Source organism: Agrobacterium sp. CG160-95 (assembly GCF_053521725.1).
In genome coordinates, this window is sequence record NZ_JBNWDU010000006.1 from 209,034 (window position 1) to 227,280 (window position 18,247).

Sequence of the window (18,247 nt, forward strand, 5' to 3'; positions counted from 1 at the left end):
TACATGCCCGCGTATATGCTGCTATGAAATTTGCAAAAAGCGCTGGAAAAAAGCGGCGTAACCAGGGACTTCGAAAATGACCAGACAGACCGCAAACATTGCCTCCTTCGCCAACCATATGCCGGATGTGGTGGCAATCCGCCGCCACCTGCACCGGCATCCCGAAATCGGTCTTTCCGAATTCCAGACCTCGGATTTCATTGCCGGGCAGCTGGTGGAAATGGGTTACGAAGTAACGCGCGGACTTGCCGGAACCGGTATCGTCGCCACGCTCCGCAATGGCGACAGTGCCCGCACGCTCGGCATTCGCGCCGATATCGATGCCCTGCCGATCCGTGAGGAAACTGGAGCGGAATATGCAAGCGCCAATGATGGCGTCATGCATGCTTGCGGCCATGACGGACACACGGCCATGCTCCTGGGAGCCGCGAAGATCATCGCCGAACGCAGGAATTTCGATGGGACCCTGCATCTGATCTTCCAGCCGGCGGAGGAGAATTTCGGCGGCGCCCGCATCATGATCGAGGACGGACTGTTCGACCGCTTCCCATGTGATGCGGTTTTTGCCCTCCATAACGATCCCGGCGTGCCCTTCGGACAATTCGTCCTGCGTGACGGCCCGATCCTTGCCGCCGTCGATGAATGCAGGATCACCGTCAACGGATATGGCGGCCACGGCGCCGAACCGCAGGATGCGGCCGACCCTATCGTTGCGGGCGCCAGTATCATCATGGCCTTGCAGACGGTGGTGTCCCGTAACATCCATCCGCAACTGTCGGCGGTCGTCACTGTTGGCGCATTCCATGCTGGTGTTGCGAGCAACGTCATTCCCGAGAAGGCGGAAATGCTCCTCACCATCCGTTCCTTCGACGCGGGTGTGCGCGACGAACTGGAAAAGCGTATCCGGGCGATAGCCGAAGGCCAGGCGGCCAGCTATGGCATGAGTGTCACGCTCGATTACGAGCGCGGCTACAATGCGACCGTCAACCACAAGGCGGAAACGGACTATGTCGCCGGTCTGGCCCGTCGTTTTGCCGGGGCGGAAAAGGTGGTTGAAATGCAGCGCCCGTCCATGGGCGCGGAAGACTTCGCCTACATGCTCGAAAAACGGCCCGGCTGCTACTTCTTCCTCGGCACCGCGCGCACCGAAAACGACCCGCCGCTGCACCATCCGAAATTCGACTTCAACGACGATATCCTGCCAATCGGAACCGCCTTCTGGGTCGATCTGGCGGAGGATTATCTGAAGGCGTGAATGAATATAAAAAGGCCGGTCGGAGGAGCGACCGGCCTTTTTTTCTCAAGTTTCCTGATGAGAAAATCTGGGAGGATCAGGGAACGAGACCGAGTATGACCGCCGCGACAAAAGCCACGCACACGCCGACAAGAGCCGCGTGAACCGAATCTCTCCAGTTTCGCTGCGACTGGGGCTGCGAGACAAAGTCTTTTGCTTTTCCGGCCTTGGAATAAGACATTGTACAACTCCCTTCCCTGCTCGGCCCGTCAAAGCGGGCACTGCTTATTTCCCGTGAAGAATAGCTTTATTCCCCACTGTTTCAGTAGAGATAAAATTCCATAAGTTCGGCGCATTGGGAAAAATACGGATCGCGACTTGCCGCCGGACAAGCATCAATCTACCCATTGCGCAGGATCAACGTCGCAGACGGCATTTCCGTTCAAAATCATTGGCAGGCTCGGATAAGGACCATGACGGATATCGACGCCATCATCATAGGAGCCGGGGTGATCGGACTGGCGACGGCCCGCGAGCTGGCGATGCGTGGTCTTTCCGTCATCATCCTCGAAGGCGAAAAGGAATTCGGTTCCGCCACCTCTTCGCGCAACAGCGAGGTTATTCACGCCGGGCTTTATTATCCTGAAGGCAGCCTCAAGGCACGCCTTTGCGTTGAAGGCAGGGAGCGGCTTTATACGTTCTGCCAGAGCCATGGCGTTTCGCACCGCCGCTGCGGCAAACTCATCGTGGCAGCGAACGCGGACGAGACGGCTCTCTTGGCGGCCCTCAAGGAAAAGGGTAACGCCAATGGCTGCGACGACCTCGAACTGGTCGATGCCACGCAGGCGCTGTCGCTCGAGCCTGCGCTCAACTGCGTAGCGGCCCTGCTTTCACATTCGACCGGCATCATTGATAGCCATGGTTATATGCTGGCGCTGCTCGGCGACGCGCAAGACCATGGCGCAGCCCTCGCCCTGAATGCACCGTTCGAAAGGGCGGAAGCGACCGGCAACGGTTTCCGCGTTCACGTTGGCGGCAAGGAACCTCTCAGCTTGACATGCCGGCTACTCGTCAACTCCGCCGGCCTTCTGGCACCGCTGGCGGCAAAACAGATCGAGGGATTGCCGAAGCACACGATCCCGGAGGCGCGTTTCGCCAAAGGCAGCTATTTTTCGCTGACCGGCAAGTCGCCTTTTTCACGGCTCATCTACCCTGCTCCGCACACGCACGGCCTTGGCGTGCACCTGACGCTGGATCTTGCCGGTCAGGTCCGTTTCGGGCCGGATGTGGAGTGGGTCGACACTATTGATTATGCCGTCGATCCCCGCCGCATGGAGGGTTTTGGCGACGCGATCCGCCGCTATTGGCCGGGCCTACCAGAACACGCGCTGATCCCGGCCTATTCGGGCATCCGGCCGAAGATTTCAGGACCCGACGAACCGGCCATGGATTTTCGCATCGACGGGCCGGAAAGCCACGGCCTTGCCGGTCTCGTCAATCTTTTCGGCATCGAAAGCCCCGGCCTCACCGCCTCGCTGGCGATAGCCAACGAGGTTGCGGCTCGGCTCGAGGCCTGATCCCATCTGATCTCAGCCGAAACGGGACAATGCGCTCGCCATGATCTCCGGATCGACATTGCCGCCAGAGGCAACCGCAATCACCGTTTCGCTCTCCAGCTCTTTCCCGTGAAACAGCGCCGCCGCCAAGGCCACCGCGCCGCCCGGCTCGACGACGACCTTCAGCCTGTTGAAGGCGAGAACCATGGCCCGCAATGCTTCCTCTTCGGTCACGGCAATGCCTTTTCCGCAAAGCCCAACCATAATCGGGAAGGTGATGTTACCGGGCTGAGGCGTGACGATTGCATCGCAGATCGAACCGGAAGTCGTTGCATTCCGCTCGATCTTGCCCGCTGCGAGTGAGCGCGCCACATCGTCGAACCGCTCGGGTTCTGACGTCCTGACCTTGTAGTTCGGCGCTTTCGCCGCAAGGGCAAGGGAGATGCCGGATGTAAGGCCGCCGCCGCCGCAGGGCACGAGAACCTCGGCCGCATCGATACCGAGTTCCAAGCCCTGTTCGGCGATTTCCAGCCCGACAGTCCCCTGCCCTGCAATCACCAGCGGTTCGTCGTAGGGCCTGATAAGGGTCAGTCCGCGCTCGCTCGACAGGCGGTCGCCAATGGCGTCGCGATCGTCATTCGCCCGGTCGTAGAGCACCACTTCCGCACCATAGTCGCGGGTATTGTCGATTTTGATTTTTGGTGCATCGGACGGCATGATGATGACGGCAGGAACGCCGTGCAGACGAGCAGCAAGCGCGACGCCCTGCGCATGGTTGCCCGAGGAAAAGGCGATCACGCCACGGGCGCGCACATCGGCCGGCAGACCGGATACCGCCGACCAGCCGCCGCGAAATTTGAACGAACCCGTTCTTTGCAGGCACTCGGCCTTCACGAACAGCTTTCGCCCGGCAATCTCATCCAGAAAATGCGACGACAGAAGCGGTGTCCGCACCGCATGTTCGCCGATGCGCTGGCGCGCTGCCTCAATCATCGAAATATCTGTCATGCCCTGCCCCTGTAATGCGGATGTTGGGTGTACATTAGGAGGTCGCAATTAATAGTGAAACCGGCTGGACAAGAAAAATCCCCGGTCTTGGCCGGGGATCTTTCGTCATGCGCTTGCAAATGAATGGTCAATGGTTGTGCCGGGGCATCTTCTCGGCAATCCGGCGGAAATCCGCGGCCCCTTCCAGAACCGCACCGTCCGAAAGCTGGGTCACCGATTGACGATAGATGCGCTGCCAGGGCGTGGCATCCGCAGGCACCGCAGGAATGCCATCGGCCTTTCGGGCAGCAAGCTCTGCATCCGGTACCAACGCGTCGCACTTGCCCTGATTGAAGTCGATGCGGATTACATCACCCGTGCGAAGCCATGCCAGTCCTCCACCGGCGGCACTTTCTGGCGAGGCATTGAGGATCGACGGGCTATCCGCGGTTCCCGATTGCCGGCCGTCGCCGATTGTCGGCAGGCTGGTTATGCCTTTTTTCAACAGCGCGTCCGGCGGCTGCATGTTGACGACCTCAGCCGAACCCGGCCAGCCGAGCGGTCCGGCCCCGCGAATGACGAGAATGGTGCGCTCATCGATATCGAGAGACGGATCGTTGATACGGGCGTGATAGTCTTCCGAACCATCGAAAACCACACATTTGCCCTCGAAAATCCCCTCACGACCCGGCTCGCTCAGATAACGCTGCCGGAATTCCGCCGAGATCACGCTCGTCTTCATGATGGCGAAATCGAACAGATTGCCCTTGAGGACGAGGAAACCGGCCCGTTCCTTGAGCGGCTTATCGTAAGGCAGTATCACATCGCGGTCGGTCGATTCCCGCCCGTCCAGATTTTCCGCCACGGTCTTGCCGGTCACGGTCGGACAGCTCCCGTCAAGCTTGCCTGCCTTCAGAAGCTCCCACATGATGGCGGGCGTACCGCCGGCACGGTGATATTTCTCGCCCAGCCATTTTCCGGCGGGCTGGACATTGGCGATGAGCGGAATGTCATAACCGTGAACCTGCCAATCTTCCTCGCGAAGTTCGACGCCCGCATGTTTCGCCATCGCCGCCAGATGCGGCTGGGCATTTGTCGAACCGCCGATCGCCGAATTGACGCGGATCGCGTTCAAAAACGCCTCGCGCGTCATGATATCCGAAGGCTTGATATTCTCGACAACCAGTTCGACGGCACGGCGGCCGGTGCGATAGGCCATCTGGCCGCGTTCGCGGTAAGCGGCCGGGATTGCGCCGCAGCCGGTCAGCGACATGCCGAGCGCTTCGGCAATGGCATTCATGGTAGAGGCCGTGCCCATGGTGTTGCAGTGACCGACCGAAGGAGCGGATTCGAGCGCCGCCTGCAGGAATTCCTCGCGGGTGATTTCGCCGGCGCCGTATTTGCGGCGCATGCGCCAGATGACCGTGCCGGAACCAACCAGATCGCCGTCATGATATCCGTCGAGCATCGGCCCACCGGATAAGACGATAGCCGGAATATCAACCGTGCTTGCCGCCATCAGCGCCGAAGGCGTGGTCTTGTCACAGCCCGTGGTCAACACGACGCCATCGAGCGGATAACCGTAAAGCACTTCCACCAGGCTGAGATAAGCAAGATTGCGGTCAAGCGCCGCTGTCGGTCGCTTGCAGTTTTCGAACATCGGATGGGTCGGAAACTCGATGGGGATGCCGCCCGCATCACGGATACCATCGCGCACCCGCTTGACCAGTTCGACATGGACGCGGTTGCAGGGCGTCAGGTCGCTGCCGCTCTGCGCGATGCCGATGACCGGCTTACCGGAACGCAGCTCTTCCGGCGTCACGCCATAATTCATGAAGCGCTCCAGATAGAGCGCCGTCATGTCGAGATGGTCAGGGTTGTCGAACCAGTCCTGGGATCGCAGCCGCCGCACGGGTGTCTTGTCGTCGCTCATGAGACCGCCTCAGCCCTGTTCCCGGTTGTTGAGTTTTTCGAGGTAAAGCAGGATACCGCTATGGTCGATATCGGCTCCACCATCGCTGACGAAATCATCGAACTCCCGCGTTACCTGCTGGGTCAAAGGCAACGTCAGGGACAAATCCTTCGCCGTCGCCAGCACCCCGTTCAGATCCTTGAGCTGGAACTTGGAGGGTCCGCCTGGCGCGAAATTGCGCTTCACCATGCGTTCACCGTGCAATTCCAATATCCGGCTTTCGGCAAAACCGCCACGTATGGCGTCACGGAACCCTTCGCGGGATGCCCCGCCCGCTTCCACAAGCATCATCGCCTCGGCAACCGCGCCGATGGTGATGGCGACGATCTGCTGGTTTGCGAGTTTGCAAAGCTGGCCCGCGCCGGAGGGGCCGACATAGGTGAGCCTGCCCATCGGCGCGAAGAAATCCGAAATACCAGAGATCAGCGCCTCATCGCCACCGGCCATGATCGCGAGCGTACCCGCCGTTGCGCCCGGCACACCGCCGGAGACCGGCGCATCGACATGATGAATGCCCATTGCCCGTAGCCGGGAGGAGTGTTCGCGCGCAATAGGCGGCGCAATGGAGCTGCTGTCGATGACAACAGCGCCTTTTTCCAGCGCTTCGGCCACACCCGCCTCGAACAGCACCTCGCCCACGGCTTTGCCATCGCTCAGCATGGTGATGACGATATCGGCACCCCTGGCGGCTTCGGCCGGCGATGCCGCGAGAACCGCGCCATCGGCAACCAGCGCCTCAGCCTTTTCGACGCTGCGGTTCCACACCGCAACCGAAAAGCCCGCGCCCAGCAGACGCCGGGCCATCGGCCCGCCCATCAGGCCTGTGCCGATAAAGGCAACCGACCGCTTCTTCTCCTCCCCGCCGACACTCATTTCAGTGAACCTCCCAGTTCGTCCTCGATATGAACCTGAATGATCTCTTCGAAGGAGCTTTCAGCCGTAAAGCCAAGTTCACGGGCGCGCTTTGCTTCGAAACCGGGCGCCCAGCCTTCGCACATGCGCATGATCATCTCATTCGGCTCGCGGCGAATGAGGGCAACGGCCTTTTCGCCCGCAACCTTGCGCAGCGCTTCAATCTGTTCGCCAACGGTGGCGCTGAGGCCGGGCATGGACAGGTTGCGGCGGGGACCGACCTTTTCCACGTCGATCGTTGCGCCATGAAGAAGGAAACCAACAGCGGAACGCGGCGAAGCGTGCCAATGGCGAATGCTTTCCGGCACCGGCAGTACCGCTTCCTGACCAACCAGCGGCTCGCGCAGGATGTTGGAGAAGAAGCCGGAAGCGGCCGCATTGGGCTTGCCGGGGCGAATGCAGATCGTCGGCAGGCGAATGCCGATACCGTCGAAGAAACCGCGACGGCTATAGTCGGAGAGCAGCAGCTCGCAGATCGCTTTCTGCGTGCCGTAGCTGGTCAGCGGCGTGGTGTGGAACTCATCCGGAATCGGATAGGGGAGCGGCGCACCGAATACGGCGATCGACGAGGTGAAGACCACACGCGGCTTGTAACCGTCCTTGCCGTTGGCAATGCGGATGGCGTCGAAGAGATAACGCGTGCCATCGAGATTGATACGGTAGCCCTTGTCGAAATCAAGTTCGGCTTCACCGGATACGATGGCAGCAAGATGAAAGATCACATCGGGGCGGGCTTCGACCAGCTTTTCGGCTTCGCCCGGCGCGGACAGATCGGCTGCGCGCGCATCAACCGCACCGGAGAAGCCGGCGGGCGCTTCAGGCTGAAACACGTCGATAAGCGTGAATCTCTCAATCGACTTGCCGCCAAGCGATCCATCCTTGACGAGACGCTGCGTCAGCTTAAGGCCAACCATGCCTGCAGCACCGATGATTGCGATATGCATATCTTCCTCCTCTTTGGCCCGGTCATTCTCCCGAGACCGAAAAAACATCATCGGCTCGTGAACCGATAAATTAGCTTGTAAGGTTGTCTGATAACCTTATATGGTTTGATTGAAAATAGTATTTTTTCACAAACCGGCAAAAGCAAGGGCGAAAGACCTTTGCCCGGATATTTTAGGGCGGATTGGACGGAGAGGGTGGAATGACGATCGTGAGCGAACACGATATCGAGGAATTGCGGTTCTCGCTGAAGAACAGGCTGGGCGAGGCATTGCTGCTGACATCGCAGGAAGACATGCTGCGCTATTGCCGCGACTGGCATGGCGACGTCACCAGTTCGGCGGTAGCCGTCATCCGCCCCCGTTCGACCAAGGAAGTCTCCGATACGGTTCGCGCCTGCGCCGAACTCGGTCTCGCCATCATCCCTCAGGGCGGCAATACCGGGCTGGTGCTCGGCGGCATTCCCGATGAGCCAAAGCGTCAGATCGTGCTGAGCCTCGAGCGCATGAACGCCATCCGCACCATAGACAGCGACGATTTTTCGGCTGTCGTTGAAGCCGGCTGCATTCTGTCGGAATTCAAGGATGCGGTTCAGGACAAGGGAATGTTCTTTCCGCTGTCGCTCGGCGCGCAGGGCAGCTGCCGCATCGGCGGCAACGTCTCCACCAATGCTGGCGGCATCAACGTTCTGCGTTACGGCATGACCCGCGAACTGGTGCTGGGTCTCGAAGTGGTATTGCCTGATGGCACCATCTGGAATGGCCTGTCGACGCTGCGTAAGGACAATCGTGGCATTGACCTGAAGCAGCTTTTCATCGGCGCGGAAGGAACACTCGGCATCATCACGGCCGTGTCCGTAAAGCTCTACCCCAATCCAGAACATGTCGAGACGGCACTGCTCGGCCTCAATTCGCTGGATGACGCCATCAAGCTTTATCGCCGCGCCCGCCGCGAATGCTGCGACCTGATGTCCGCCTTCGAATTCATGCCGCCCGTCGCCTTCACGCTCGCAATCGAAGCAATCCCTGACCTTAAAATGCCGATCGCCGGAGATTATCCGGCCTATGTGCTGATGGAAATTTCCGGCTCGGGGCTAGTAGACACTGCCGACCTGATGGGACGGTTCCTCGAGGGCGTCATGGAAGACGGTCTGGTGCTGGACGGCGTCATCGCCTCCTCGCGAGCACAGGCGCAATCGCTGTGGCTTTTCCGCGAGGGCATGAACGAGGGTCAGGCGCTGCGCGGCAGCCATATGCGCACCGATATTTCCGTGCCGCTGTCAAAACTTGCGGCGTTCGTGGCCGAAGCAGAGGCTGAACTGGCGGAAAAACTGCCGGAATGCCTGGCGGTTTCCTATGGCCATGTCGGAGACGGCAACGTCCATCTCAACGTGCTGCCGCCAAACGGAGCAACGCCGCAGGAGCGCGAAACCTTCATCTACAAATCGAAAACCCTCGTCAACGAAGTCCTTGACCGTTACGTCGGCAGCATCAGCGCCGAGCACGGCATCGGCCGCCTGAAACGCTCTGATTTCGAAAGCCGGCTATCTGATGTGCAGCGCCGGATGATCACGGGTTTGAAAAATGCCTTTGACCCCGATTTGCGGATGAATCCCGGTTGCCAGATAACCCTGCAACCGGATAGCTAATCGAGAAACAGCAAAGGCGGCGGAATACGCCGCCTCTGAAAACCCCGCTGACGGCGAAGGAGGAAGTCGCCTGCTGCGGGAAAAAACGGACCAATCGTTTCTGTGGAACGGGAGCAATCATGACGCTGGAGTTCAGTCAGATACATCGCAACGATCATCTGCCCGGCCGGATCGCCGCGGAGATCGCCCGCGAAATCAATGATTCGAAACTCGGGCCGGGCGACAGGCTGCCCACGGAACATGTTCTGGCGAAAACCTTCGGCGTCAGCCGCTCGGTCATTCGTGAAGCGATCGCGCAATTGCGCAACGAAGGTTTTGTCGAAACACGGCAAGGCGTGGGCGCTTTCGTCACCGATCCCCGGCAGAGACTGTCCATTCGCATCGAGCGGTCCCGTCTGAACGATCCGGATAATTTCCGCGATCTCTTCCAGCTTCGCATGCCGATGGAAATCGAGGCGGCGGGTCTGGCGGCACTCCACCGCAACCCGCAGCAGCTGGCGCGGCTGGCGGCGGCACTGGAAAAGATGCGAACGACCGACGACTGGTCGACGGAGGGCGTTGCGGCCGATCTCGACTTTCACCGTATTCTGGCGGAAGCGACGCAGAACGAATATTTCCTGATGTTTCTCGGCTTTATCGCAGAACGCATCAGCTCGGCTATCAACATCGCCTTCTCCCGTGCTATTTTCGGGGAAATCCTAGAGGTGACGATCGCCGAACATGTGGCAATCTTCGAAGCCGTCGAACGCGCCGATGCGACTGCGGCCAAGGATGCGATGCGCAAACATCTGCTCGGGGCAGCAAGCCGGGTCAATCTGGAACTGGATATCTTCTGAGCCGCAAACAGAAGCTTAAACGGCAAAGCTATAGGACAGGTTTCGCTGCTTTCCGGCAATCCAGAGGCGAAAGACGATAATTTTGTCTGCGGTGCCGCTAGACTCGCTGTAAAAGTCATACTAAGAAGAATGAGATTAGGTTGTCAGACATCCAGACAATATGACCGCAGGAGGCGGCTGTCGGAGGGCTGAAGGGGAGGATATATATGACCGGCTCAAGGTCCATCGACGCTACCGCTATTTTGCCTGAAGACTTTGAAAACGCCCTGCTCGTCGGCCGCGTATGGTCGAAAAGCGAAGGCGGCCCCTGCCCCGTTCTGCTCAAAGGCGGCGTGCTTTACGACCTCACCTCTATTTCGCCGACCATGTCGGAACTTCTGGAAAAGACGGATCTGGTGGAGCTGCTTGCAGACACCGGCACATTCGTAGCGCTTGGCGCGCTCGAGGCCTTTCTGGATGGCTCCGCTGGTGAACTTCTCGCCCCCAACGATATTCAGGCCGTCAAGGCTGCAGGCGTGACCTTCGCCGACAGCATGCTGGAACGCGTGATCGAGGAGCAGGCCAAAGGCGATCCACTTCGCGCGCAGGAAATACGCGGACGGCTGGCGCCGGTTCTCGGCGACAATCTCAAGGGACTTGAGGCCGGTTCGGAAAAAGCAGCCGAAGTGAAGAAACTGCTGCAGGAAATGGGCCTGTGGTCGCAATATCTGGAAGTTGGCATCGGTCCGGATGCGGAGATATTCTCCAAGGCGCAGGCCATGGCCTCCGTCGGCTGCGGCGCGCTGATCGGCGTTCACCCGAAGTCGCAGTGGAACAACCCGGAGCCGGAAGTGGTGCTGGCCATTGCCTCCGACGGCCGTATCGTTGGCGCGACGCTCGGCAACGACGTCAACCTGCGTGACTTCGAGGGCCGCTCCGCCCTCCTGCTCAGCAAAGCAAAAGACAACAACGCATCCTGCGCAATCGGTCCCTTCATCCGCCTGTTTGATGGACGCTTTACCATCGAAGACGTGAAGAAGGCGCAGATATCGCTTCTGGTCGAAGGCGAGGACGGCTTCACCATGACCGGTGCAAGCGCAATGCAGGCGATCAGCCGCACGCCGGAAAACCTCGCTTCCCAGCTCTTGAACCGCAACCATCAGTATCCTGACGGCGCCGTCTTTTTCCTTGGTACGATGTTCGCGCCGGTAAAGGACCGCCATGGCCCGGGTCTCGGCTTCACCCACTCCAAGGGCGACCGTGTCGAAATCTCCACGCCCAAGCTCGGCAAGCTGATCAACTGGGTCACGACGACAGACGAATGCCCGGAATGGACATTCGGCACCGCGGCCCTCATGCGCAACCTGGCGAAACGCGGGCTGCTCTAGGCAATCCAGCAAAACTGCATCGCGGTTTTGCGCCCAGAATTGCGAAAACCCATAGGTGGAGCATTGAGGGCGATCCTTCGTCGAAAATGCTCCAGATATTTCTTCGGGAGGGGAAAATGCAAAAGACCGTCAATCTCTTTTACCGGATTCTCGAAATCATTCTCGTCCTGCTGCTCGCCGGCATGTCGATCATGGTCTTCGTCAACGTTGTCATGCGTTACACGATGAATTCCGGCATCAATATCTCGGAAGAATTGTCGCGATACTTCTTCGTATGGCTGACCTTCATCGGCGCCGTACTGACCTTCCGTGAAAACAGCCATATGGGCATCGAAACTCTCGTGATGTTCCTGTCGCGCCGCGCCCGTGTCGTGTGCATGGTCTTGTCGAACATTATCATTCTGGGCTGTTCCGCCATCTTCTTCTGGGGAACATGGAAGCAGTCCGCCATCAACGCCAGCATGCATGCGCCTGTCACCAAGCTGTCGATGATCTGGGTCTACGGCATCGGCATGTTCACCGGCGGCCTGATGTTCATCATCGCTCTGGAACGCCTCTACCGTTATGTGACGGGCCGCGTGACAGAGGATGAAATCGCCCAGTTCGCCGGCGAGAACCTCACGATCGAACAGCTTTCGGAGCGCTGATACCATGACACTTTTCGTTTTTGTCGGCTCTCTTCTCGGAGCCATGGCGATTGGCGTTCCCGTCGCTTTCTCGCTGATGTTCTGTGGCGTCGTGCTCATGTGGTACATGGGCATGTTCAACACCGCGATCATCGCCCAGAACATGATCTCGGGCGCGGACACCTTCACGCTGCTCGCCATCCCCTTCTTCATTCTGGCTGGCGAACTGATGAACTCCGGTGGTCTTTCCCGCCGCATCATCGACTTTGCGATTGCGCTTGTGGGCCATATCAGGGGCGGTCTCGGTATCGTCGCGATTGTCGCGGCCATCATCATGGCCAGCATCTCCGGTTCGGCCGCTGCCGACACCGCAGCCCTTGCCGCAATCCTCATCCCGATGATGGCGAAAGCCGGTTACAACATTCCGCGCTCCGGCGGCCTCATCGCTGCAGGCGGCATCATTGCCCCGGTCATTCCGCCTTCCATGGCCTTCATCGTCTTCGGCGTCGCCGCCAACGTTTCGATCACCCAGCTCTTCCTTGCCGGTATCGTACCCGGCATTCTGATGGGCATTTCGCTGATCATCGCCTGGCTGATCGTGGTCCGAAAGGATAACATCAAGCCGCTGCCCAAGACCTCGGGCAAGGAACGTCTGGTTGCCACGGTACGCGCCGGCTGGGCGCTTGGCATGCCGGTCATCATTCTGGGCGGCATCAAGGCAGGCATCATGACGCCGACGGAAGCCGCCGTTGTCGCTGCCGGCTACGCTCTTTTCGTCGGCATGGTGATCTACCGCGAACTGAAGCCGGCGGATCTGTTCCACGTTCTTCTGCGCGCTGCCAAGAGCACCTCGATCATCATGTTCCTTGTCTGCGCAGCCCTCGTCTCCGCATGGCTCATCACGGCTGCGAACATTCCAAACGAAGTCGCAGGTTATATCGAACCGCTGATCGATCGTCCGATGCTTCTGATGGTTGCCATGATGGTGCTGGTCTTCATCGTAGGAACCGCGCTCGACCTGACACCAACCATCCTGATCCTGACGCCCGTTCTGATGCCCATCGTCAAGCAGGCAGGCATCGACCCGGTCTATTTCGGCGTCCTCTTCATCATCAACAATGCCATCGGCCTGATTACCCCGCCGGTCGGTGTCGTGCTGAACGTCGTCTCAGGCGTCGGACGCATCCCGCTCGGCAAGGTCACGATCGGTGTCTGGCCTTTCCTCGTTGCAGAAACCATCGTTCTGGCGTTGCTCGTGGTTTTCCCGGACATCGTGATGGTTCCGCTGCAGTACCTTCGTTAATCGCCACTTCTCAACCAAAATCCAAGGGAGGATATTATGAGAAAGCTTCTTCTGACCACCACGGCCATCGCTTTTGCGGTGGGCGCCGCAGCCCCGGCAATGGCTGAATTCAACAGCCGCAACATCCGCGTTTCGAACGGCATCAACCAGGACCACCCGGTCGGCAACGGCATCAAGGCCATGCAGGCCTGCCTCGACGACAAGTCGGGCGGCAAGCTGAAGCTGACGGCATTCTGGGGCGGCGCTCTCGGCGGTGACCTTCAGGCGACGCAGGCCCTGCGCTCCGGCGTTCAGGAAGCGGTTGTTACGTCCTCGTCACCGCTCGTCGGCCTGATCCCGTCGCTCGGCGTCTTCGACCTGCCGTTCCTGTTTTCCAATGCCAAGGAAGCCGATGCCGTGATGGACGGCGCCTTCGGCGACATGATGAACAAGAAGCTGGAAGAACAGGGCCTCGTAAACCTGGCCTACTGGGAAAACGGTTTCCGCAACCTCTCGAACTCCAAGCACGCCGTGAACAAGTGGGAAGACTTTTCCGGCCTGAAGGTTCGCGTGATGCAGAACAACATCTTCCTCGACACCTTCCAGAACCTCGGCGCCAATGCAACGCCGATGGCTTTCGGTGAAGTGTTCTCGGCACTTGAAACCAACGCGATCGACGCACAGGAAAACCCCTATGTGACGATCGACACCTCCAAGTTCTACGAGGTGCAGAAGTACATCACCGAGACGAACCACGCCTACACGCCGTTCCTCTTCCTCTTCTCCAAGCCGATCTTCGACAGCTACACGCCCGAAGAACAGACGGCCCTGCGCGAATGCGCAGTCGTCGGCCGTGACGAAGAGCGCAAGGTCATCCGCGAACTGAACCAGAAGTCGCTGGAAAAGATCAAGGCTGCAGGACTTGAAGTGAACTCGCTGTCTGCGGAAGAGCAGGCACGTATCCGCGAAAAGTCGATGGTCGTCTACGAAAAGCACAAGGCTGAAATCGGTGCCGACGTCGTTGACGCCGTTCTGGCGGACCTGAAGAAGATCCGCGGCCAGTAATCCTGTCTGGATAAAATTAAAACACCCGGAGGTCAGCCTCCGGGTGTTTTTGTTTATGCGAATACAGAAAAGAAAAAGGCTGCCAAAGCAGCCTCTTCCAGAAAATCAGGACGCCGTGCGGTTTTGCCGGTTGGCGATGAGATCTTCGACCACCGCCGGATCGGCAAGCGTCGAGGTATCCCCAAGCGCGCCGAAATCATCCTCCGCGATCTTGCGCAGAATACGCCGCATGATCTTACCCGAACGGGTCTTCGGCAGGCCTGGCGCGAACTGGATCTTGTCTGGCGTCGCAACCGGCCCGATCTCGTTGCGGACGTGCTTTACCAGCTCCTCGCGCAGCGCATAGTCGCCGCTCTGGCCCGCCATCAACGTGACATAACAATAAATGCCCTGCCCCTTGATGGCATGCGGGTAACCCACGACCGCCGCTTCCGAAACCTGATGATGCGAAACAAGTGCCGACTCGACTTCGGCGGTGCCGAGGCGGTGGCCGGAGACGTTAAGCACGTCATCGACGCGGCCAGTGATCCAGTAATAACCGTCCTCATCGCGCCGGCAGCCGTCACCGGTGAAATACTTGCCCTTATAGGTCGAGAAGTAGGTGTCGACGAAGCGCTGGTGATCCCCGTAAACGGACCGCGACTGGCCCGGCCAGCTGTCGATGATGCAGAGATTGCCGTCGGCCGGCCCCTCCAGCACGTTGCCTTCGGCATCGACCAGCTGCGGCTGCACGCCGAAGAACGGCCTTGTCGCCGAACCCGGCTTCAGGTCCGTCGCACCCGGCAGCGGCGAGATGAGAATGCCGCCCGTTTCCGTCTGCCACCAGGTATCGACGATGGGGCTCTTGTCCTCGCCGACCACATGGTAATACCACTCCCACGCTTCGGGATTGATCGGCTCGCCCACCGTGCCGAGAAGCCGCAAGCTTTCGCGCGACGAACGCGTGACGAACTGGTCGCCGGCCCCCATCAGGGATCGGAGCGCCGTCGGTGCGGTGTAGAAGATGTTGACCTTGTGCTTGTCGATGACTTCCCAGAACCGTCCCTGATCCGGGAAGTTGGGAACGCCTTCGAACATCAGCGTCGTCGCACAGTTCGCCAGCGGCCCGTAGACGATGTAGGAATGGCCGGTGACCCAGCCGACATCGGCGGTGCACCAGAAGACCTCCCCGTCCTTGTAGTCGAAGACGTATTCATGCGTCATCGACGTATAGACGAGATAGCCGCCCGTGGTGTGCAGCACGCCCTTCGGCTTGCCGGTGGAGCCTGACGTGTAGAGGATGAACAGCGGATCTTCCGCTCTCATCTTCACCGGCGGGCAATCCGGTTTCACCGTGGCGATTTCCTGATGGTACCAGATGTCGCGGCCGGGCGCCCAGCCGGTCTTGCCGCCGGTGCGGCGCACGACCAGAACCTTGTTGACGATGACATATTGCTTGGCGGCAATATCGATCGCCTTGTCGGTATTTTCCTTGAGCGGGATCGGCTTGCCGCCACGCACGCCTTCATCGCAGGTGATGACGAAGGTGGACTGGCAATCGACGATGCGGCCGGCCAGGGCTTCCGGCGAGAAGCCGCCGAACACGACCGAATGAATGGCGCCGATGCGGGCGCAGGCGAGCATGGCATAGGCCGCCTCGGGTATCATCGGCATATAGATGGTGACCCGGTCGCCCTTCTTGACACCATGCTTCTTCAGCACGTTCGCCAGGCGGCAGACATAGTCATAGAGCTGATTGTAGGTGATCTTCTTGTCGATATAGGGATTGTCACCTTCCCAGATGATCGCCGTGCGTTCGCCATGCGTCTTCAGGTGCCGGTCGATACAGTTGTAGGAGACGTTCGTCAGGCCGTCCTCGAACCACTTGATCGGCACTCTTCCCTTGAAGGACGTGTTCTTGACCTTGGTATAGGGCTTGAACCAGTCGATCCGCCGGCCGTGCTTGTCCCAGAACTTCTCGGGATCCTCGACGCTCTCCTGATACCATTTCTGGTAACGCTCATTGTCGATGAGCGTGCGGGCTTTCGCCGATTTGAGCACGGGGTAGATTTTGGCAGACATGAACTCCTCCTGGAACCAGATATGGCTTGATATGCGCGACCTTGAGACTCCCACCTCAGGCATGTGTTGAATTCATAGCAGTTCAAATGCACACGGCAATTAGACAAAGGCATTTGTTTCGCAAAGAATTGCAATTATGATGCAATCCGGTTATAGAGCGCCAATATCCCGGAAATCAGTGGTTGATACCACGCCCGCGACCCCGGCGCGGACGGACAGAAGGACTGTATCTATGGCTCAACAATTGCTCATGCCAAAAGCTACGGCTGTATGGCTGGTAGACAACACCGCGCTGTCGTTCGATCAGATCGCCACGTTCTGCAAACTGCATCCGCTCGAAGTCAAGGCAATCGCCGACGGTGAAGCCGCGCAGGGCATCAAGGGCCTCGACCCGATCGCGACCGGACAGCTTTCCCGCGACGAGATCGCCCGCGCTGAAGGCAACCCGAACCACAAGCTCAAGCTTTCCGAGCCAAAGGTTCGTGTGCCGGAATCCAAGCGCCGTGGCCCGCGCTACACGCCGGTTTCCAAGCGTCAGGATCGTCCGAACGCCATTCTCTGGCTGGTCCGCAATCATCCTGAGCTGAAGGACGCGCAGATTTCGCGTCTTGTTGGCACCACCAAATCCACCATCGAGCAGATCCGCGACCGCACCCACTGGAACTCGGCAAACCTCACCCCGATGGACCCGGTAACGCTTGGTCTCTGCAGCCAGATCGATCTCGATCTTGAAGTTGAACGCGCATCGCGCGGCCGCCCGCTGCCGACAGCAGAAGAGCTTGGCAACACGCTGCAGCCGGCAACGGCGACGGAAGGTCTGGATTACAACTTCCAGCGCGACGAAGAAGAAAAGCAGATCGACGCGGACGCCGTCTTCAAGAAGCTCAGCTCGCTGAAATCGGCTCCGAAGGACGAAGACGAGGACGATCACTACTGATCGAAAGTCTTTCCGTTTATGAAAACCCGGCCGTCGTGCCGGGTTTTTTGTTTTCAGAGCTTCAGGGCACTTCCAGTAAACCGGCTATGCGCTTTGCCGGAAATGCTCTAGCGGGCACCGAAGATTGCCGAGCCGACACGCACGCTGGTGGCGCCGAATTCTATCGCAGTCTCGAAGTCCCCCGACATGCCCATGGAAAGCTTCTCGAGGCCGCATTGTCTGGCAAGCTTCGCCAGAAGCGCAAAATGCGGACCGGGATTTTCATCCGCAGGCGGAATGCACATCAGGCCCTCTACCGACAATTTCAGCTCGTCCCGGCAAAAAGCCACGAAGGCGACGGTCTCGCGTGGATCGATGCCAGCCTTCTGTGGCTCCAGCCCGGTATTGACCTGCACATAAAAACGAAGGCTGCGGCCCTGTTTGACGCATTCCTCAGAAAGCGCACGGGCGATCTTTTCCCGATCAACGCTCTGTACGACGTCGAACAGCGCAACTGCATCCGCCGCCTTGTTGGATTGCAGCGGCCCGATCAGGTGCAGCTCTATACCCGATGTCTTTTCTTTAAGCGCAGGCCACTTGCCCTGCGCTTCCTGTACGCGGTTCTCGCCGAACACGCGCTGGCCGCTGTCGATCACCGGCTGGATCTCTTGCGCATCGAACGTCTTCGAGACGGCGACGAGAGAAACATCCGTCGCCTTGCGGCCGGACTTTTCCGCTGTCTCCGCTATGCGTTGCCTGACATCCTCAAGACGTGCTTCGATTTCCATCACAGGACCTCTATTTGAAACATTCTGAACGCTAACTAGACGCCGATTGCCTTGA

The 18,247-nt window shown here is 59.2% G+C and carries 15 protein-coding genes; 9 read left to right on the forward strand and 6 right to left on the reverse strand.

Going from position 1 to position 18,247, the window contains the following annotated elements; translation table 11 throughout:
• Positions 1-76 precede the first annotated feature (76 nt).
• Together ACQZ63_RS20615 and ACQZ63_RS20620 are read left to right on the forward strand one after the other, a co-directional pair.
• Positions 77-1,255, forward strand: coding sequence for a M20 aminoacylase family protein (locus tag ACQZ63_RS20615; protein WP_003516543.1), 1,179 nt, complete (start codon positions 77-79; stop codon positions 1,253-1,255).
• 452 nt (positions 1,256-1,707) lie between these two features.
• Complete coding sequence (locus ACQZ63_RS20620; RefSeq protein ID WP_113556137.1) at positions 1,708-2,811, forward strand: NAD(P)/FAD-dependent oxidoreductase; 1,104 nt, start codon at positions 1,708-1,710, stop codon at positions 2,809-2,811.
• A gap of 12 nt (positions 2,812-2,823) precedes the next feature.
• Here ACQZ63_RS20620 and ACQZ63_RS20625 read toward each other — a convergent pair whose 3' ends face one another.
• The 4 genes from ACQZ63_RS20625 to denD form a co-directional block, all read right to left on the reverse strand.
• A complete protein-coding gene (locus tag ACQZ63_RS20625) occupies positions 2,824-3,798 on the reverse strand; it encodes a threonine ammonia-lyase (RefSeq protein WP_013636952.1) in 975 nt (324 codons plus the stop codon).
• A gap of 127 nt (positions 3,799-3,925) precedes the next feature.
• Positions 3,926-5,710 (reverse strand): IlvD/Edd family dehydratase, encoded by a 1,785-nt coding sequence (locus ACQZ63_RS20630; RefSeq protein WP_003516539.1) that lies wholly within the window; start codon positions 5,708-5,710, stop codon positions 3,926-3,928.
• A 9-nt stretch (positions 5,711-5,719) separates the two neighbouring features.
• On the reverse strand, positions 5,720-6,622 hold the full coding sequence (locus ACQZ63_RS20635) for an NAD(P)-dependent oxidoreductase (protein ID WP_113556136.1): 903 nt from the start codon (positions 6,620-6,622) through the stop codon (positions 5,720-5,722).
• Positions 6,619-7,605 carry a D-erythronate dehydrogenase gene (denD, locus tag ACQZ63_RS20640; protein ID WP_113556135.1) on the reverse strand — a complete coding sequence of 329 codons (987 nt, stop codon included), beginning with the start codon at positions 7,603-7,605 and terminating at the stop codon, positions 6,619-6,621. The genes ACQZ63_RS20635 and denD overlap by 4 nt, the downstream gene beginning before the upstream one ends.
• 200 nt (positions 7,606-7,805) lie before the next feature.
• Between denD and ACQZ63_RS20645 the strand changes: the two genes are divergently transcribed.
• From ACQZ63_RS20645 to ACQZ63_RS20670, 6 genes are all read left to right on the forward strand, one after another.
• Positions 7,806-9,251: an FAD-binding oxidoreductase gene (locus ACQZ63_RS20645; protein WP_113556134.1), complete on the forward strand. Its 1,446-nt coding sequence runs from the start codon at positions 7,806-7,808 to the stop codon at positions 9,249-9,251.
• Between the two features lie 119 nt (positions 9,252-9,370).
• Positions 9,371-10,087, forward strand: a complete 717-nt coding sequence (locus ACQZ63_RS20650; RefSeq protein WP_065659973.1) for a FadR/GntR family transcriptional regulator — start codon at positions 9,371-9,373, stop codon at positions 10,085-10,087.
• A gap of 206 nt (positions 10,088-10,293) precedes the next feature.
• Complete coding sequence (locus ACQZ63_RS20655) at positions 10,294-11,454, forward strand: fumarylacetoacetate hydrolase family protein (RefSeq protein ID WP_003516531.1); 1,161 nt, start codon at positions 10,294-10,296, stop codon at positions 11,452-11,454.
• A gap of 116 nt (positions 11,455-11,570) precedes the next feature.
• Positions 11,571-12,101 carry a TRAP transporter small permease gene (locus ACQZ63_RS20660; RefSeq protein WP_448799394.1) on the forward strand — a complete coding sequence of 177 codons (531 nt, stop codon included), beginning with the start codon at positions 11,571-11,573 and terminating at the stop codon, positions 12,099-12,101.
• 4 nt (positions 12,102-12,105) lie between these two features.
• Positions 12,106-13,383: a TRAP transporter large permease gene (locus ACQZ63_RS20665; RefSeq protein ID WP_019566002.1), complete on the forward strand. Its 1,278-nt coding sequence runs from the start codon at positions 12,106-12,108 to the stop codon at positions 13,381-13,383.
• 36 nt (positions 13,384-13,419) lie between these two features.
• Positions 13,420-14,427, forward strand: a complete 1,008-nt coding sequence (locus ACQZ63_RS20670) for a TRAP transporter substrate-binding protein (RefSeq protein ID WP_003516523.1) — start codon at positions 13,420-13,422, stop codon at positions 14,425-14,427.
• A 105-nt stretch (positions 14,428-14,532) separates the two neighbouring features.
• Here ACQZ63_RS20670 and acs read toward each other — a convergent pair whose 3' ends face one another.
• Positions 14,533-16,488: an acetate--CoA ligase gene (gene acs / locus ACQZ63_RS20675; RefSeq protein ID WP_003516521.1), complete on the reverse strand. Its 1,956-nt coding sequence runs from the start codon at positions 16,486-16,488 to the stop codon at positions 14,533-14,535.
• Positions 16,489-16,720: 232 nt separating this feature from the next.
• Between acs and ACQZ63_RS20680 the strand changes: the two genes are divergently transcribed.
• A complete protein-coding gene (locus ACQZ63_RS20680) occupies positions 16,721-17,425 on the forward strand; it encodes a DUF1013 domain-containing protein (protein WP_003516519.1) in 705 nt (234 codons plus the stop codon).
• Positions 17,426-17,532: 107 nt separating this feature from the next.
• Here the strand turns inward: ACQZ63_RS20680 and ACQZ63_RS20685 are convergent, their stop codons facing one another.
• A complete protein-coding gene (locus tag ACQZ63_RS20685) occupies positions 17,533-18,192 on the reverse strand; it encodes a YggS family pyridoxal phosphate-dependent enzyme (RefSeq protein ID WP_003516516.1) in 660 nt (219 codons plus the stop codon).
• Positions 18,193-18,247: the final 55 nt, after the last annotated feature.

Excerpts from the sequence above, each read along its gene's own strand:
- ACQZ63_RS20615 (WP_003516543.1), top strand. The coding sequence starts at position 77 with ATGACCAGACAGACCGCAAACATTGCCTCCTTCGCCAACCATATGCCG.
- ACQZ63_RS20620 (WP_113556137.1), top strand. The coding sequence starts at position 1,708 with ATGACGGATATCGACGCCATCATCATAGGAGCCGGGGTGATCGGACTG.
- ACQZ63_RS20625 (WP_013636952.1), bottom strand. The coding sequence starts at position 3,798 with ATGACAGATATTTCGATGATTGAGGCAGCGCGCCAGCGCATCGGCGAA.
- ACQZ63_RS20630 (WP_003516539.1), bottom strand. The coding sequence starts at position 5,710 with ATGAGCGACGACAAGACACCCGTGCGGCGGCTGCGATCCCAGGACTGG.
- ACQZ63_RS20635 (WP_113556136.1), bottom strand. The coding sequence starts at position 6,622 with ATGAGTGTCGGCGGGGAGGAGAAGAAGCGGTCGGTTGCCTTTATCGGC.
- denD (WP_113556135.1), bottom strand. The coding sequence starts at position 7,605 with ATGCATATCGCAATCATCGGTGCTGCAGGCATGGTTGGCCTTAAGCTG.
- ACQZ63_RS20645 (WP_113556134.1), top strand. The coding sequence starts at position 7,806 with ATGACGATCGTGAGCGAACACGATATCGAGGAATTGCGGTTCTCGCTG.
- ACQZ63_RS20650 (WP_065659973.1), top strand. The coding sequence starts at position 9,371 with ATGACGCTGGAGTTCAGTCAGATACATCGCAACGATCATCTGCCCGGC.
- ACQZ63_RS20655 (WP_003516531.1), top strand. The coding sequence starts at position 10,294 with ATGACCGGCTCAAGGTCCATCGACGCTACCGCTATTTTGCCTGAAGAC.
- ACQZ63_RS20660 (WP_448799394.1), top strand. The coding sequence starts at position 11,571 with ATGCAAAAGACCGTCAATCTCTTTTACCGGATTCTCGAAATCATTCTC.
- ACQZ63_RS20665 (WP_019566002.1), top strand. The coding sequence starts at position 12,106 with ATGACACTTTTCGTTTTTGTCGGCTCTCTTCTCGGAGCCATGGCGATT.
- ACQZ63_RS20670 (WP_003516523.1), top strand. The coding sequence starts at position 13,420 with ATGAGAAAGCTTCTTCTGACCACCACGGCCATCGCTTTTGCGGTGGGC.
- acs (WP_003516521.1), bottom strand. The coding sequence starts at position 16,488 with ATGTCTGCCAAAATCTACCCCGTGCTCAAATCGGCGAAAGCCCGCACG.
- ACQZ63_RS20680 (WP_003516519.1), top strand. The coding sequence starts at position 16,721 with ATGGCTCAACAATTGCTCATGCCAAAAGCTACGGCTGTATGGCTGGTA.
- ACQZ63_RS20685 (WP_003516516.1), bottom strand. The coding sequence starts at position 18,192 with ATGGAAATCGAAGCACGTCTTGAGGATGTCAGGCAACGCATAGCGGAG.